Source organism: Streptomyces sp. NPDC058291, from assembly GCF_042880855.1.
GTDB lineage: Bacteria > Actinomycetota > Actinomycetes > Streptomycetales > Streptomycetaceae > Streptomyces.
This window is the reverse complement of record NZ_JBHVYK010000052.1, coordinates 15,345-30,860: the sequence shown is the minus strand read 5'-3', so window position 1 is coordinate 30,860 and position 15,516 is coordinate 15,345. Positions and strand designations below refer to the sequence as shown.

Genomic DNA, 15,516 nt, shown 5'->3' with positions numbered 1-15,516 from the left:
CGAAGGCGACGGGGGCGGGGCGGCGGCGGCGGGGCCGGAGGAGCCCGCGGGGACGGCGGACGCAGCTGCGTGAGACGAGCCTTCGGAGATCGACATGACGCCACCCTAGTTACATGCGCGTGCATTTAAAAGGGGTTGGACGGGGACGCTGGGGCGCACATCAGCCACTCCATGCCGGATGGCGAGGGTCGTCCGCGCGAACGAGGACGTCGGCCGTCGCTCCCGGATCGGTCTCCTGGGCGTAGCGCTCGAAGGCGGGCAGGGTCCAGTGGTCGGTTTCGGGGGTGCGCCGGCGCAGGGCCGCCGGGGAGAGGAGTACATGAACGCTCAGATCGAAGGGGAACCAGTGCCGCAGCAGGAAGGGACCGTGCAGCAACAGGAGGCCGCCGGGCGCGAGCGGGACGTAGGGGCTGCGGGTGGCGCGGTCGGTGACAGGGTCCCGGAGGTCGGGCAGGATCCGTCCGTCGCCGTCCGCCTCGAGGGGGTTGAAGACCTCACGCCACAGCGCGCCGGTGTCGAACCAGCCGTCGTAGTAGGCCTCGACGTCGTGATGGCCGTACTCCAGACGGAGAGAGGCGGGGCGCAGAAAACCGTGCGTGTCCAGGAGCTGGGAGGGACGGCCGCGGGTGCGCAGCGCCTCGGCGACACGCGACGCGAGATCTCCGGGGCGGGCCGCCGGGGCTCCGTCGAAGGCGATGCGCGGCCAGGGGCTCCCGTCGTCCGGCTTCAGTTCGAGCAGCCGCTCGGCGAGAACGTCGCCGAGCCGGTCCCAGGTGATCGCTTCGAGTCGCACACGGCCCATGATGCGTCAGGTACCGGGCGGCATGCGTCGAAAGGCCTGCGCGGCGAGCAGGCAAGGCGGCCGGGCGGAGCAGCGGGCGATGTGCAGAGCAGTGGTCAGCGGCGGGTGCCACCGTGTCCACCAGGGGGAATGAAGCCCGTATGGTCCCCGCAGCCTTCACGGTCCCCGCAGCCTCTACGGTCTCCGCGCCGCACAACCGGTTCGTCGTCGTCCAGCCCCTTCGACGGAAGCTGTGCGCAGGGTGTCGTCGCGGGCCGCTGGCGATGGTGGTCCTGGAGGACGCCGCGCCCCGCTGTCTCGACTGCGCGGATCTCGGACACCTGGTGTTCCTGCCGCGCGGCGACACGGCACTGACGCGCAGAGCCCGGGAGGAAAGCGGGCTGTCGGCGGTCGTGGTCCGGTTCAACCGGCGCAAGGGCCGTTACGAGCGGCAGGGCGTCCTTGTCGAGGAGGGCGCGCTCGTCCGGGCGGAGGAGCGGTGTCTGGCGGACGTCGAGGCACGGAGGCGGCGGCGGATCCGGGACGCCGGGCGCCGGGCGGCGCAGGACGCGCGGTTCGCCGAGGCGTTCGCGGCGGAGATCCGACGGTTGTTCCCCGGCTGCCCGCAGGACCGGGCGCGTGGGATCGCCGAGCACGCCTCGCTCCGGGGCAGCGGTCGGGTCGGGCGCAGCGCGGCCGGCCGGGCGTTGTCCGAGGGGGCCGTCGGCTCGGCGGTCGTGGCGTCCGTACGGCATCTCGACACGCCGTACGACCGGCTGCTGATGAGCGGGTTGTCGCGGTACGAGGCACGTCGGCAGATCGCCGCGGACGTGGAAGCACGGTTGCGGACGTGGCGGGAGGGGTCACAGACACGCGTGGTGTCCGGGGAGGAGCACGCGGAGGAGACGCGGGAGCGGCCGAACCAGATGGGACAGCCGAAATAACCGGATCAGTCGAAGCGGTCGGAGCGGCCGGAGCGGCCGGAGGGCGACGGTTGTGGGGGGGCGGGCGGCGGCCCGCTGACGCGCGGGCGGCCTGACGGGCGCGAGTGCCCGCGCGCATCTCGGCCATGATCGTCGATCATGGACAGGATTTCACTTGAGGCGGCGGAGCGTACCGGGCAGGATCTCCGCTCGACGGGTGGGAGTTGACGTTGTGGTGATCGATGGGCCTTATCCGGTGCTCGCGATGCTGGGCGCGCTGACGACGGGGTTGATGGCCGGGATCTTCTGCGCCTTCTCGGTCCTGGTGATGCGCGGGCTCGCCGCGTTGCCGGCCGCGCAGGGCGTGGCGGCGATGAACGCGATCAACTCCTCGGCGACGACGCCCGTCTTCATGGTCCTCTTCCTGGGCGTGGCGGCCCTGTGCGCGGTGATCGCCGTCGTGACGTTCGTGCTGTGGCCGGACCACGGCGCGGTGTACCTGCTGCTCGGCAGCGCGCTGTATCTGTGCGGTGCGTTCGGCGTGACGGTGATGGCGAACGTGCCGCGCAACGAGGCGCTGGCGAAGCCGGCGCCCGGCGCCTCGGAGGCCGTCGCCTACTGGCCGGTTTATCTGCGCGAGTGGGCGCGATGGAACCACGTGCGCGCGGTGGCCTCCGCGGCCGCGGCGCTCGTCTACGCCCTCGCCCTCGTCTGAGCCGAAACGGGCCTGTCCCGCCCCTCTGCGCGGGCCGCCCGCGGCACGTATCGTGGCCGGAAGAGTGCCGCCCGATGACGCTCGGCCTGCCGTACGCGTACGCGAGGAACACGCCCATGGCCGATCCCAAGGGATTCATGACGACACCCCGCCAGGACTGGCCGCGCCGGCCGGTCGAGGAGCGGGTACGGGACTGGGACGAGGTGTACGTCCCCGGGGCGCTGCTGCCCCTGATCAGCAAGCAGGCCGACCGCTGCATGGACTGCGGGATCCCGTTCTGCCACGAGGCCTGTCCGCTCGGCAACCTGATCCCCGAGTGGAACGACCTGGTCTCGCGGGAGGACTGGCGGGCGGCCAGCGACAGACTGCACGCGACGAACAACTTCCCCGAGTTCACGGGCAGGTTGTGTCCTGCGCCGTGCGAGGCCGGGTGTGTGCTCGCCATCAACCAGCCGGCGGTCACCATCAAGAACGTCGAGGCGGCCATAGCCGACCGGGCCTGGGCCGACGGGTTCACTCCGCCGCGGCCGCCGGACCGGCTGTCGGGGAAGACGGTCGCCGTGATCGGTTCCGGGCCCACGGGACTGGCCGCGGCACAGCAGTTGACGCGGGCCGGTCACACCGTCGCCGTCTACGAGAAGGACGACCGCATCGGCGGGCTGATGCGGTACGGCATCCCCGAGTTCAAGATGGAGAAGCGCCATCTGGAGCGGCGGATCGAGCAGATGCGGGCGGAGGGCACGAAGTTCCGTACGTCGACGACCGTCGGGCGGGACGTCATGGCGGCGGATCTGCGGACGCGCTACGACGCCGTCGTCATCGCCACCGGTGCGACCGAGTGGCGGGAACTGCACGTGCCCGGACGTGAGTTGACCGGCATCCAGCAGGCGATGGAGTACTTGCCGCTGGCCAACCGGGTGTGTGCGGGGGATCTGGAGGCCTCTCCGATGTCCGCCGCGGGCAAGCACGTCGTCATCGTCGGCGGTGGCGACACCGGGGCCGACTGTCTGGGCACCGCGGTGCGCGAGGGCGCCGCGTCGGTGACCCAGTTGGACATCTACGCGCGACCCGGCGCCGAGCGCGACGAGGACGCCGATCCCTGGCCGACGTATCCGAAGGTCTACCGGCTCTCGGCGGCGCACGAGGAGGCGCGCGATCTGGGGTCCGCGCCGGCGGCGGACGCGGACGCGCGGCTGTTCGCGGCGTCCACACTCCGCTTCACCGGGGACGCGACCGGGCATGTGCGGTCGCTGCACCTCGTCGAGGTGGACGCGCGGCGAAGGCCGGTGGAGGGCACCGCGCGGGCCCTTCCCGCCGATCTCGTGCTGCTCGCCCTCGGGTTCTCCGGGCCCGACCGGGAGGACGGGCTCGTCGAGCAGCTCGGGTTGGCGCTGGAGCCGCGTGGCACGATCGCGCGGGGCGGCGACTTCGAAACCAACGTCCCCGGGGTGTTCGCCGCGGGGGACGCGGCGCGCGGGCAGTCGCTGATCGTGTGGGCGATCGCGGAGGGACGGGCCGTGGCGGCCGCCGTCGACCGTCATCTGGCGGGCAGTTCACGACTGCCGATGCCGATCGGACCGTACGACCGGCCGATGGGCGTCTAACGTCCGCCGGGCCGGACAGGCGGGAGACGCCGGGTCGGTGGGAGAGCCGGCAGGCCGGACCGGCCGGGCGCCGTCGGTGCCGGACACGCCGCGGGCCACTCCACACACCCTGCCTCACCCCTCACGCCGCACCCTCCACCCCTCACGCCGCACCCTCCACCCCTCACGCCGCACCCTCCACCCCTCACCCCTCACGCCGCACCCTCCACTCTCCACCCCTCACCCTCCACTCTCCACCCCCTCAGCTCACCCCTCACCCCTCACCCCTCACCGCTCGCCCCTCACCGCTCACCGCTCACCCCTCACCGCTCACCGCTCACCCCTCACCGCTCACCGCTCACCGCTCACCGCTTCAGCGTTCGTCCGTGCCCGCCTGCTTCTTCGTCGCCAGGGCCACCCGGTTCCAGACGTTGATCGCGCAGATCAGGGCCAGCACCTGGGCCAGCTCGCGCTCGTCGAAACGGGCGGCGGCCTCGGCGTAGACGTCGTCCGCCACGCCTCGGCCGGCCACCAGCGTGACCGCCTCCGTGAGGGCCAGGGCCGCCTGTTCCCTCTCGGTGAAGAAGTGGCGCGCCTCCCGCCAGACGGCGATCATGTGCAGTCGCTCCTCGTTCTCGCCCGCCCTGCGCGCGTCGCCCGTGTGCAGGTGCAGGCAGTACGCGCAGTGGTTGACGTGGGAGGCGCGGATCTGGATCAGTTCGACCAGGGCCGGGTCGAGGCCGTCGCGGGCGGCGGCGTCGAAGCCGACCAGGGCGCGGAACGCCTTGGGGGCGGCCTTCCCGAAATCGACGCGGGCGCCCCCGACCGCCGGACCTGTCCCCGCACCTGCCGTCGCCCCCGGCTCGGCCTTCGTCACACTCGCCGTCTCCGTCATCGTGCCCCGCCCTCACCGTTGTCACCGTTGCCGTGATCGCCGTCAACACGGTTGTCGCCGTGGTCGTGCGCCTCAATCTAAGGTCCCGAAAGACCGCCTGTAGGGTGCATTGCCATGGTGGATTCGTGGGTCAATTCGGCGGAGCGCATCGGTGCCGACCTGCACCTGGAGCTGGCCGGGCCGGGAGGGCGGCGCGCCGCCCTCATCCGGGCGCTGCGCGAGGCGGTGCACAGCGGACGGCTCGCTCCGGGGACCCGGCTGCCGCCGTACCGTTCGCTCGCCGCCGACCTCGGCGTGGCCCGCAACACGGTGGCCGACGCCTACGCGGAACTGGTCGCGGAGGGCTGGCTGACCGCCCGACAGGGATCCGGCACCCGGGTCGCCGACCGCGCCGCCCCCTTGCGACGCGCCGAGCGCTCACCCGTCAAGGCGCCCGCACGCGCGCGTGGCCCCCGGCACGACCTGACGCAGGGGACCCCGGACGCGTCGTCGTTCCCGCGCGCGGCGTGGCTGGCCTCCTACCGGCGGGCCCTGCAGCAGGCGCCCAACGAGGTGTTCGGGCCCGGTGACCCCGCCGGCCGCCGGGAGCTCCGCGAGGCTCTGACGGAGTACCTCGCCCGCGCGCGGGGTGTGCGCACCGAGCCCGGACGCATCGTGATCTGCTCGGGCTTCGCCCACGCGCTGCGTCTGCTGTTCGCCCCGGGCCGCGCGGTGCTGCGCGGCCCGCTGGCCGTGGAGGCGTACGGGCTGGGCTTCCACCGCGAGCTGCTGGCGGCGGCGGGTGTGCGCACCGTTCCGCTGCCCCTGGACGAGGACGGGGCGCGCGTCGACCGCCTGGGGCGCGAGCGGGCCGTCCTGCTCACGCCCGCCCACCAGTTCCCGACCGGCGGCCCCCTGCACGCGAGTCGCCGGACCACCGTCGTCGACTGGGCACGCGCGCGCGGCGGCGTGATCGTCGAGGACGACTACGACGGGGAGTTCCGTTACGACCGCAAGCCCGTCGGGTCGGTGCAGGGGCTCGATCCGGAGCGGGTGATCTACGTCGGCTCGGTCAGCAAGAGCCTGTCGCCCGCGGTGCGCCTGGGCTGGATGGTGCTGCCCGAGCGGTACGTCGACGGCGTCCTGGCCGCCAAGGGCGAGCGGGAGGCCTGGGCGAGCGTCCTGGACCAGCTGAGCCTGGCCGACCTCATCGCCTCGGGGGCGTACGACCGTCATGTGCGGCGCATGCGGCAGCGGTACCGCGCACGCCGGGACCGGCTGGTCGAGGCGCTGGCCGCCCAGGCGCCGCACGTCCAGGTCACCGGCGTCGCGGCCGGGCTGCACGCGGTGCTGCGGCTGCCGTCCGGCACCGAGCGCTCCGTGCTCAAGGCGGCCGCCTGGCAGGGGGTCGCGCTGGACGGGCTGGCCGCGTTCCGGCATCCGGCGACGGACATGGCGGCGCAGGAGGGTCTGGTCGTGGGGTACGCGACGCCGTCGGAGCACGCCTACGGCGCGGCGCTGGAGGCCCTGTGCCGGGTGCTGCCGCCCGACCTGCGGCCTGGCGCCGTCTCCGGGTGAGGCGAGGTCGGCGACCTCTTCGCGAACGTACAGGGCGAGCGTGACGCTCGCCGCCCGTCGTCCGCCGTCCTTCGTCTCTCGTCCGTCGTCCGTCGTCCGTCCCTTGAACGGCTCGGCGGCCGCGGCCCGCTCCACCGAGCCGGAGGCCGCGGTGGAGCGGGCCTCGTCCTCGGGTGGACGCGCACCCGGGGGCAGAGGGGGGCGGGCGACTGCCCGCCCTCCCCTGCTGCCTCACGGACGTGAGCGGCGCCCCCACTCGCCGACCGGGCGGTCGACGGCGTCGGCGAGCCCCTGCCCGGTCATGAGCCGCTCGGCGAGCAGGTGACGCGATGAGTGATCAAGTCAGTGCCAAATCAAGCAAGTCAGCGAAAAGCAGAGAGAAAGGGACAAGGCGATAAAAAGGGAAGGGGTGCGGAGAAAAAGCGGCCGGACTCCGAAGGGGCCGGTCCGGTTCGTTCAGGAGAGCAGGAAGTCCGCCTCCCCCGCCTTGGCCCCCTGGATGAAGGCCGTCATCTCGTCGGAGGTGTAGATCAGCGCCGGTCCGTCGGGGTCGGTGGACTGGCGGACGGCGATCCGGCCGTCGGCGAGCTTCATGGCCTCCAGGCAGTTGCCTCCGTTGCCGCCGCTCCACGGCTTGTGCCAGCCCTCGCTGCCCAGGTCCCGGGCGGGCATGCCGTTGTAGATCCGCTGAGCGCGGACCCGCGGCCTGGACTGGGTCTTGATGCGGTCCATTCACCACTCCTTGCGGAGATCCCGGAGGATCTCCTTCGTGCGATGTGCTGTAGCGGCCTGCGCCGCCATGCGGTCCATGACCTCGAGGTGGGTCGCCACCTCGGTGCGGGCGTCGAGGTATACGGCGCCGGTCAGGTACTCGCTGTAGACCATGTCCGGTAGCTCCGGCATGGCGAATCGGAACAGCACGAAGGGCCCGTAGGTGCCCGGATGCGGCCCGTTGGCGAACGGGGCGACCTGGAGCGTCACATGGGGCAGCTTCGCTGCGTCGAGCAGTTTGTCGATCTGCGCGCGCATCACCTCCGGGGGGCCGACCGGGCGGCGCAGCACCGTCTCGTCCATGACGACCCACAACCTCGGCGCGTCCTCGCGGGCGAGCAGACCCTGGCGCTGTATGCGCAGGTCGACCAGGCGCTCGATGTCCTCCGGCCGGGTCTGGCCGATGGCGCCGGACTTGAGCACAGCGCGCGCGTAGTCCTCGGTCTGCAGCAGGCCGGGGACGAAGTGGGGCTCATACTGGCGGATGAGGGCGGCGGCGCCCTCGAGGCTGACGTGCAGGGAGAACCAGCCCGGCAGGACGTCGTGGAACCGCTGCCACCAGCCGGGCAGGTTCGCCTCCTCGGCCAGCCGGACGAAGCCCTCGGCCTCCTCGTCGGTGACCCCGTAGGCCTTCAGCAGCAGCTGCAGGTAGGGGATCTTGAGGCTGACCTCGGCCATCTCCATACGGCGGACCGTGGCGGGCGCGACACGCAGGATGCGGGCGGCTTCCTCGCGCTTGAGCCCGGCGCGTTCCCGCAGGTCCAACAGACGCCGACCGAGGACGACCTGTCCGACCGTCGGCGCGGACCGCGGTTCGCTCACGCTCCACCTCCCCGAAGAGCCCGGCCGGCCGCGCGCGGGGGCTTCACGAGCCCCGACCTGGCCGGTCACGAAAAGAATCCCGACAGCCCTACGGCGCCCTTCGAGGATCCGGGGGACGATCCGTGCGAGTGAGCACGGATCTCCGTCGATCCCGACTGGCGCCGTTCAACGTGCTGTTGCGTGCAGTGTGCCACGGCCCTCAACCGCGTCACACAACACTCTGCATTTTTCAGAGTGACACTTGCCAAGTGTTCATGGCGGGGCGATAGTGGCAAGCGTGATTCCGTCCGCGCCCTTAGGAACAGACGCCGCCGCAGGCCGCCCCCAAGGTCTCGGTGCCAGCGCGGGAGCAGGCCCCGACCAGGCCGCTGCCGAGCGCCGGTTCCGATTCGAACTGGCCGCCCATCCGGGTTCCCCCGCCCAGGCCAGACGCCTGACGAGGGCCCGGCTGACCGGCTGGTCGGTGTGCGAGGACACCTGTGACACCGCCGCCCTGGTCGTCTCCGAGCTGGTCACCAACGCGATCGTGCACACCGCGAGCGACGTCGTCGTCTGCGAGCTGCACGACGGCGACGATCTCGTGCGCATAGCCGTGCGGGACCAGGGCTGCTCGCCCGACGAGCCCCACCCCTCCCCGCAGCGTCCCGAGGAGGAGCACGGCAGGGGGCTGCTGCTCGTCGAGGCCCTCTGTCACGCCTGGGGCGCCCAGGAGCACGGCCTCGGCCTGCTGGTCTGGGCCGACCTGCCGCGCGAGGCGGACGCCCTGCGCGAGAGCGCCGAGCCCCGCAACGGCACGGGCGTCGGCCTCGCGCCCGTCGCCGAGTCGCACCACACCGGTCTCGAGGAGCTGCTCGACACCCTGGACGAGTTCACCGACGTCCCCGCCGAGCCGCACAGCGTCCCGGACGAGCCCCGCGACGACCTCGGCTGGGCGGCCCGCCCGAAGCCCGGCCCCGCCGACGGCCCGGACGACGAGGACGACCGCCCCGAACAGCGGAGCCAGGGCGTGAGCGACGCGGCCGTGCCTCGGCCGCACCTCGCCGCCCCGGCCGGTCCCCCGACCTCGGCCGCTCCGCTCCCGCGCGTGGCGCCCCAGCGGCACCGCGCCCCCGGCCACGGCGGACACGACGGTCCCGCCGGACACGACGGCCGCGCCCTGTGGGCGTCCGGCCACCCCGCACGCGTCCTGCCTCTCGCTCTCGAGTCGGGCCGCGAGCGGGGACGAATATGAGCAGCGGGCCCGGTCGGGCGCCGTTGCTCACCCTCGACTCCCTCGTACGCCTGAGGCGAGAACTGAGCGGTGACCCCGCCGCCGGACCACCGCGCCGGCTGGCCGTACCCGAGGGCATGACGGCCCCCCTGGGCTGCGACGCCGTCTCGGTCCCCGCCCGCCTCGGCCCCCTGCTCATGCCGCGGCTGCCGCGCATGGGCTGCGTCTACGCCGACCGGACGCACTGGTGGTGGCTGGTCCCCTCCGACTCCGACTACGCCCTCGAATGGCCCGCGCCCGCGCAGTACGCCACGGGCGCGATCCTCCCGGACGCCTCGCGCGCCCCCGAGCTGATCCACCGACCGGACGGCACCCTTCCGTACACCCCGCCGATCCCCCTGTACCTGACCCTGTGCCGCCTCACCGGGGCGACTCCCACCTGGTCACGACCGATCAGCGCCTGACCCGCGCCGCCCCGGGCGACCGGCGTCCGACCCGTGCTTCCCCGGGCGATCGGCGGCGCCGGCCCGGCGCACGCCCGCGCGTTCCCCGCTCTCCCCTCCTGCGCCCTGCCCTCGCCCGGCTCCTCCCGCGATAGTGGCCGTCGTCCGGCTACGCGACCGGGGGAGGACGACGGTGGGGCAGGCACGGCAGCGGCGACAGGCACGGCAGCAGGGGAAGGCGCGCGGGGCTCCGCAGGCGGGGAAGGCAGGCGGGGCTCCGCGGGCGGGGAAGGCAGACGGGACGCTCGACGGCGACGAGCGCGACGTGTCCGAGTCGGAGTACCTGCTGTTCGGCGGCCCGCTGCGCTACGACATGGGCTGGAACCAGCACACGGACGCGTTCCTGGAGCTGAACTTCCGCGCGATGGTGACCCGGCTGCCGTCCCTGCTCACCGCGAGCCTCCGGCTGGCCCGCCAGGCCGACCCGGCAGCCGCCCGGATCGTCCTGTGCGCCGAGATCGCCCGGGGCGTGACGCAGGCCGTCAGCCTGCTCGCGATGAACTCCGTGCTGGGCCGGCTCATCACCGGCGGCCCGATCGACGAGCGGCTGCGCGGCGCCGTCCCCGCCCTGGCGGTGATGGCCGCCGTCCTCCTGGCCGGCACGCTGCTGCGGGCCGCCTCGACGTACGCCACCGGCCGGCTGGAGCCCAAGGTCGAGCGGGTGGCGACCGAGCTGTACCTGGAGCGGGCGGCCGCGGTGGAACTCGCCGCCATCGAGGACCACGCCTTCCACAAGCTGCTGGACACCGCCCAGTACGGGGCGCGGTCCAGCCGCTACATGATCAGCCATGGCACGCGCGTGGTGAACGCGATGATCTCGCTGGCCGCGTCGGCCGGCGTGCTCACCGTGTTGCACCCGCTGCTGCTGCCGCTGCTGGTGACGATGACGCTGCCGAGCGCGTGGAGCGCCCTGACGAACGCCAGGCGCCGCTACGAGTCCTTCCACACCTGGGTGCAGCACGCGCGCGCGGGACACCTGATCGCCGGTCTGCTCACCGAGCCGGCGGCCGCGCCCGAGATCCGGGTGCACGGCGTCGGGCCGTTCCTGCTGCGGCACTTTCGCGCGATGTCGGAGACCGCGGAGGCGGAGCAGGCCCGGCTGGCCCGGCTCGCCGCCCGCACCGGCCTGATCGCGGCGACCTGGACGGGACTGGCGACGCTGGCGACGTACACCACGCTCGGCGGGCTGCTGCTCACCGGGACGATGGCGCTGGCGGTGGCGGGCACGGCCGTGATCGCGATCCGCAGCGGCTCGGCGAGCCTGAACACCCTCGTCCTGGAGGTGAACCAGCTGCACGAGGAGGCGCTGTTCGTGGGTGACCTGCAACGGCTCTACGTGGAGGCGGCCGAACGGGCGATCCCGGCCGGCGGCGAGGCCCTGCCGGAGGATCCGCGCGAGGTCCGCTTCGAGCACGTCACCTTCGGCTACCCGGGCGAGTCGGCGCGCCCCGCCCTCGACGACGTCACGCTCTCCCTGCCGCTGGGCCGCATCATCGCGCTCGTCGGCGAGAACGGCTCCGGCAAGACGACCCTGGTGAAGCTGCTGGCGGGGCTGTACAAGCCGGACCGGGGGCGGATCCTGTGGGACCACGTGGACGCGGCGGGCGCCGACCGGCACGCGCTGGCCGAGCGGATCGCGATGGTGGCGCAGGACTTCAAGCGGTGGCCGTTCACGGCCCGCGTCAACGTGGCGATAGGCCGTTCCGCCGCGCCGCTCACCGAGGAGCGGATGGCGGCCTCGATCGCCGAGGCCGGCGCCGAGGAGGTGGTCACGGACCTCCCGCGCGGCCTGGACACCCTGCTGGCCCGGCACTTCAGCGGCGGCCACGAGCTGTCCGGCGGTCAGTGGCAGCGCCTCGGCATCGCCCGGGCGGCATACAGGCGCGGGCGCATCCTCATCGTGGACGAGCCGACGGCGGCCCTGGACGCGCGGGCCGAACTGGAGGTGTTCGACAAGATCCGCGCGTTGGCCGACAACGGCCAGACGGTCGTCCTGATCACCCACCGGCTGGCGTCGGTCCGGCACGCGGACCTGGTGCACGTCCTGGATCAGGGCCGACTGGTGGAGTCCGGAACGCCGGAGGAACTGCTGGCGGGCGGCGGTGTCTACGCCGAGCTGTACGCACTGCAGGCCGAGCAGTTCACGGTGCAGGCGCCCGCCCCGTCACAGGCGGGCTGACCGCTCACCGCGGGGCGTCGGCGCCCCGCACGACCACCAGGAACGTGTCCGTGGTGAGGTCCATGACAACCTCCGCGGCCAGTCCCTCCATGCGCCGGGCATGCGCGAATTCCTCCGCCGGCCATGAACCGCGCGGCCCGCCCGCGGCAAAGCGTTCGAGCACCGTTCGCCCGTTCACCATCTCGCCACCTACCTCCGATAAGCATCGTGCTTGTAGGAGTTAACGCTCTTGGAAGGTGGAACGCCTCGGGCAGTTGCGGTACTGAGACGTAGTTGACACGGACTGATGGCAGAGTGTGCGATTCCGGTCACCTTGCGAACACGACGGGCACGCTGCGTGTCAGCAGCCGTACTCGTCGTGATATTCGACCGGTACGTCGTGGGCGGCCCCCAGCGCCGTCAGCTCCAGCAGACCGACGGTGGAGCCGAGCCGGCCGAGCCCGCCCGCACACGCCTCCCGCGCTCCTTGCGTCCCTCCTGACCTGCGTGCGCCGTATTCACCGCATGTGTCATAGGTCGAGTAGGTATGGAAGACACGGTACGCCCTCGCGCAGGAAGCAGCTGATCCCGGCCCTCTCGACGAGCGTGGCGTCCTGCGCCGGCGTCGCCTCGAAGTCGTCGTTGAAATCGTCCTCGTACGAGGAGTACCAGGGCAACGCCCACCCCATCCGCGCCTTGAACGGCAGGATCCTCGTGAACGGCGCCCGGGAGACGACGGCGAACGACGTGTCGCGCGCGTGCAGGTGGGCCGGATGGCCGATCTGGTCGAGGAAGGCGGCGCACCCCCGGCAGCCGGCCTCCCACTCCGGGGCGAACATGAAGTGGTGCACGACGAGTTGCCGGCGGCCGCGGATCAGGTCGAGGAGTCCGGCCTGCCGTCGCCGCCTTCGAAGACGTATGCACCGTCGACCTCCACCATGGGCAGCGCACGCCGCTCGGCGTTCACGGCGTCCCGCGCGCGTGCCACCGCGTCCTCCTTGTCGCGCAGTTCGCCGCGTGCGACGCGCCACTCCTCGCGCGAGACGATCTGCGGAAGCTCCGGATACGCCATGGCTGCCCCTTCTGTGCGACGGTCTCTCGCGGGGGCAGACTTCGGGACGGCGCGGAACTCATCGCCGCCGCCGGGCGTTTGCCGGACGGCGTGCCGCGGACGCGGTGCGGCCGGCGCCGGGCCCGGCCTCATCCGGCGGCCGACGCGGACTTCGGCGCGGGCGCCGCCAGCCCCACCCGTTCCCGGCCCGCGGCGAGTTCGTCGAGGAGTTCCGCGAGCCGCTCCCGGTGCCGTTCGGTGAGCCGCCCGGTGTCGTCGAGGTGGACGGCGCAGGCGGTGGTCGTGTCGACGAGCCGTTCGAGGACGGCGGCGACCTCGTCGGTCCCCTCCGAGTGCCGGGCCAGAGCGGGCAGCTCATGGGCGGCGACGGCGCTGGCGGTGCGGGCCTCCGCGAGCGTGCGGTAGGCCTCGCGACGCAGAGTCCAACGAGTGACGCGGTCGTCGGAGCCGCCCGAGCCGCCGGAGCCGCTGGAGCCGGCTGAGCCATCAGGCCCGTCTGAGCCCTCCGAGCCCTCCGAGCCGATTGAGCCCTCTGAACCGTCTGAACTGTCCGAGCCGATTGAGCCGTCTGAGCCGTCGAGGACGTGGACGAGGTAGGCGTGGGCGGCGTCGGCGGCAATGGCGAGACGGGCGCGCACCTGCCCGCCCCGCTCCCCCGGCATCGGCAGATGTCCGACGATCAGGACGATCGCGCACGCCAGCAGGGTTTCGGCGATCCGCGCCGCGGAGGCCTGCGGCTCCCCGCCGACCATCACCAGCGACAGCACGAGCACGGTGACGACGGCGGTCTGCGCGGCGAAGTGCCGGGTCGCCACCGGGACGAGCGCCCCGCACAGCGCCACCAGCGCCACCAGGCCCTCGGGCCGGGGCAGCACGGCGGCGAAGCCGGCGAAGATCAGCGCCCCGAGCACGGTCCCCGCGGCCCGGCACAGCACCCGCGACACCAGCGGCCCGAGGTCGGGCTTGACCAGGAAGACGGCCGTGGCCGGCAGCCAGTACCAGTGGGTGTGCCGGCCGTACCACTGGGAGTGGTAGAGGGCCTGCGCGACGGCGGAGCCGGCCCCGAAGGAGAGCGCGACCCGCAGTCCGTACTCGCGTCCGCCGGCCCCGAAGGCGGCGCGCGCCAGCTCGCGTGCGCTGCGCCGGCGGGTGTGCAGGTCGCTTCGGCCGCCCCGGTCGAAGGCGTCGGCGGCGCGCAGCAGGGCGTCGTCCAGGGCGCGCAGCGCCGGCGCGGACCGCGAGGGCGCGGGCAGCGGTCCGGTGTGCGTGTTCTCGCGCACCGCGGCGGCGAGCCGTCGAGGGCCGGCGGAGGCCCGCGCGGAGAGGGGCTCCCCGGCCCAGGCGAGCGCGGTCGCCGCCTCGGCGAGCGGCAGCGCGGCGGCGTACTGGGCGCGCAGCCTGCGTTCGGCCGAGGAGCTGGCGTAGCGCCGCAGCCGGGGCCCGGCCAGGGCGTCCTGGGCGTGGTCGAGGGCGGCGGTGAGCGCGGCGCGGCGGGCGATCGCGTCGTCGGCGCCGGCCGCGTCGAGGAGCTCCGCGACCGCGTCGTACACGCGGGCCACCGCGTCGCGTTCCCCGTCGAACCGGAAGTCTCCGGTCATCGCGCCGGGCGTGGGCAGGGCCAGCCGCAGGGCGAGCAGCCAGCCGGCCCCGGCCAGAAAGGCGAGGGCGCGTGTCCAGCCGGACTCGGGGACCGGCATTCCGGCGCCGATCGCCGCGCCCACCAGCAGCTGCGTGCCCGCGGCTGAGGCGACCGGTCCGACGGCGCTCATCTTCCCGGCGAGAAGCCCGAGACCGGTGAGGACGGCGGTCAGCGCGACGGCCCCGACGCGGTCACCGACAGACGTCCCGGCCAGCAGTCCCGCGGCGCCGGCGAGCGCGGGCGCCCCGAGCCGTTGGACGGAGACCCGTCGGCTGCCGGGCCGGTCGTTGATCCCGGCGAGCATGGCGGCGATGGCGGCGACCACTCCGAGCGAGGTGCGGTCGACGAGCAGCGCGACCAGCAGCAGGGGCCCCGCCGCCAGCGCCCCGCGGGTGACCGCGGCCCAGGGGACGGGCCCGCGCTGGGCGCGCAGGGCGTGGGCGAGCCAGGGCGGCAGGACGGAGCGTGCGCGAGCGGGAAGGTGCGGGCGCGGGGACACGGAGCTCCTGTCGTGACGAGGGCGGGGTGCGCCTTCGGGCGACGGTGGCCGGGGCGGACAGCGCTGGGCTGTGGTGTCCACGGTAGACGGCGGGCCCGTGCGGAACGGGACGGTCGCGTTTCGGCGAGGTGACGAGCCCGCCGAATTCCGGGTTCTTTATGAACGCAATCCCGGAAACGGGGCACGCGGAGGCGAATCGGCGCCACCCGAGCCCGGAAACGGGAGCGGGACCGGGGGCGTAGCCTGCCCCCGGCCCCTGGCGAGCCGCCCATGTCGCACACCGGTGCACTTGAGGACCCAGGTCAGTCGTGATGTCGTCGCGTCCTGCCTTTGGACCACCGCGCATCGAGCTGCGCGGGCCGGACTTGAACCGGCAATTCGACGTCCG

13 protein-coding genes and 1 pseudogene are annotated in these 15,516 nt (G+C 73.4%); 7 read left to right on the top strand and 7 right to left on the bottom strand.

Features of this window, described 5'->3' with window-relative positions:
• Positions 1–160 precede the first annotated feature (160 nt).
• On the bottom strand, positions 161–802 hold the full coding sequence (locus ACFVYK_RS24425; protein ID WP_389777649.1) for a uridine kinase: 642 nt from the start codon (positions 800–802) through the stop codon (positions 161–163).
• A gap of 140 nt (positions 803–942) precedes the next feature.
• Between ACFVYK_RS24425 and ACFVYK_RS24420 the strand changes: the two genes are divergently transcribed.
• The 3 genes from ACFVYK_RS24420 (at position 943) to ACFVYK_RS24410 (ending at position 4,023) form a co-directional block, all read left to right on the top strand.
• Positions 943–1,725, top strand: a complete 783-nt coding sequence (locus ACFVYK_RS24420; RefSeq protein WP_389777646.1) for a DUF2293 domain-containing protein — start codon at positions 943–945, stop codon at positions 1,723–1,725.
• Positions 1,726–1,939: 214 nt separating this feature from the next.
• Positions 1,940–2,419 (top strand): DUF1772 domain-containing protein, encoded by a 480-nt coding sequence (locus tag ACFVYK_RS24415; RefSeq protein ID WP_389777644.1) that lies wholly within the window; start codon positions 1,940–1,942, stop codon positions 2,417–2,419.
• Positions 2,420–2,535: 116 nt separating this feature from the next.
• The gene (locus ACFVYK_RS24410; RefSeq protein WP_389777641.1) at positions 2,536–4,023 is read left to right on the top strand and encodes a glutamate synthase subunit beta; all 1,488 of its coding nucleotides are present in this window, start codon (positions 2,536–2,538) and stop codon (positions 4,021–4,023) included.
• Between the two features lie 352 nt (positions 4,024–4,375).
• On the opposite strand, the gene ACFVYK_RS24405 is transcribed toward ACFVYK_RS24410, so the two are convergent.
• Positions 4,376–4,897 (bottom strand): carboxymuconolactone decarboxylase family protein, encoded by a 522-nt coding sequence (locus ACFVYK_RS24405; protein WP_389777638.1) that lies wholly within the window; start codon positions 4,895–4,897, stop codon positions 4,376–4,378.
• Positions 4,898–5,011: 114 nt separating this feature from the next.
• On the opposite strand from ACFVYK_RS24405, the gene ACFVYK_RS24400 reads away from it, so the two are divergent.
• Entirely contained in the window at positions 5,012–6,454 is a 1,443-nt protein-coding gene (locus ACFVYK_RS24400; protein ID WP_389777635.1) for a PLP-dependent aminotransferase family protein, read from the top strand.
• A 456-nt stretch (positions 6,455–6,910) separates the two neighbouring features.
• Here the strand turns inward: ACFVYK_RS24400 and ACFVYK_RS24395 are convergent, their stop codons facing one another.
• Entirely contained in the window at positions 6,911–7,186 is a 276-nt protein-coding gene (locus ACFVYK_RS24395) for a DUF397 domain-containing protein (protein ID WP_069770159.1), read from the bottom strand.
• Positions 7,187–8,047, bottom strand: coding sequence for a helix-turn-helix transcriptional regulator (locus tag ACFVYK_RS24390; protein WP_389777632.1), 861 nt, complete (start codon positions 8,045–8,047; stop codon positions 7,187–7,189).
• A 268-nt stretch (positions 8,048–8,315) separates the two neighbouring features.
• On the opposite strand from ACFVYK_RS24390, the gene ACFVYK_RS24385 reads away from it, so the two are divergent.
• The 3 genes from ACFVYK_RS24385 (at position 8,316) to ACFVYK_RS24375 (ending at position 11,939) form a co-directional block, all read left to right on the top strand.
• Complete coding sequence (locus ACFVYK_RS24385; RefSeq protein ID WP_389777630.1) at positions 8,316–9,278, top strand: ATP-binding protein; 963 nt, start codon at positions 8,316–8,318, stop codon at positions 9,276–9,278.
• Entirely contained in the window at positions 9,275–9,721 is a 447-nt protein-coding gene (locus ACFVYK_RS24380; RefSeq protein WP_389777627.1) for a hypothetical protein, read from the top strand. The genes ACFVYK_RS24385 and ACFVYK_RS24380 overlap by 4 nt, the downstream gene beginning before the upstream one ends.
• A gap of 352 nt (positions 9,722–10,073) precedes the next feature.
• Positions 10,074–11,939, top strand: a complete 1,866-nt coding sequence (locus ACFVYK_RS24375) for an ABC transporter ATP-binding protein (RefSeq protein WP_389777688.1) — start codon at positions 10,074–10,076, stop codon at positions 11,937–11,939.
• A 4-nt stretch (positions 11,940–11,943) separates the two neighbouring features.
• On the opposite strand, the gene ACFVYK_RS24370 is transcribed toward ACFVYK_RS24375, so the two are convergent.
• The 3 genes and pseudogenes from ACFVYK_RS24370 to ACFVYK_RS24360 all read right to left on the bottom strand — a co-directional run bounded on the left by ACFVYK_RS24370 (position 11,944) and on the right by ACFVYK_RS24360 (position 15,128).
• The gene (locus tag ACFVYK_RS24370) at positions 11,944–12,120 is read right to left on the bottom strand and encodes a hypothetical protein (protein ID WP_389777624.1); all 177 of its coding nucleotides are present in this window, start codon (positions 12,118–12,120) and stop codon (positions 11,944–11,946) included.
• A 159-nt stretch (positions 12,121–12,279) separates the two neighbouring features.
• Positions 12,280–12,990: pseudogene (locus ACFVYK_RS24365) on the bottom strand (DUF899 domain-containing protein).
• A 128-nt stretch (positions 12,991–13,118) separates the two neighbouring features.
• Positions 13,119–15,128: an FUSC family protein gene (locus ACFVYK_RS24360; RefSeq protein WP_389777621.1), complete on the bottom strand. Its 2,010-nt coding sequence runs from the start codon at positions 15,126–15,128 to the stop codon at positions 13,119–13,121.
• Positions 15,129–15,516: the final 388 nt, after the last annotated feature.

What these genes read in the sequence shown, in the direction of transcription:
- ACFVYK_RS24370 (WP_389777624.1), bottom strand. Translation starts at nt 12,120, where the DNA reads ATGGTGAACGGGCGAACGGTGCTCGAACGCTTTGCCGCGGGCGGGCCG.
- ACFVYK_RS24380 (WP_389777627.1), top strand. Translation starts at nt 9,275, where the DNA reads ATGAGCAGCGGGCCCGGTCGGGCGCCGTTGCTCACCCTCGACTCCCTC.
- ACFVYK_RS24395 (WP_069770159.1), bottom strand. Translation starts at nt 7,186, where the DNA reads ATGGACCGCATCAAGACCCAGTCCAGGCCGCGGGTCCGCGCTCAGCGG.
- ACFVYK_RS24400 (WP_389777635.1), top strand. Translation starts at nt 5,012, where the DNA reads ATGGTGGATTCGTGGGTCAATTCGGCGGAGCGCATCGGTGCCGACCTG.
- ACFVYK_RS24410 (WP_389777641.1), top strand. Translation starts at nt 2,536, where the DNA reads ATGGCCGATCCCAAGGGATTCATGACGACACCCCGCCAGGACTGGCCG.
- ACFVYK_RS24375 (WP_389777688.1), top strand. Translation starts at nt 10,074, where the DNA reads ATGGGCTGGAACCAGCACACGGACGCGTTCCTGGAGCTGAACTTCCGC.
- ACFVYK_RS24405 (WP_389777638.1), bottom strand. Translation starts at nt 4,897, where the DNA reads ATGACGGAGACGGCGAGTGTGACGAAGGCCGAGCCGGGGGCGACGGCA.
- ACFVYK_RS24420 (WP_389777646.1), top strand. Translation starts at nt 943, where the DNA reads ATGGTCCCCGCAGCCTTCACGGTCCCCGCAGCCTCTACGGTCTCCGCG.
- ACFVYK_RS24425 (WP_389777649.1), bottom strand. Translation starts at nt 802, where the DNA reads ATGGGCCGTGTGCGACTCGAAGCGATCACCTGGGACCGGCTCGGCGAC.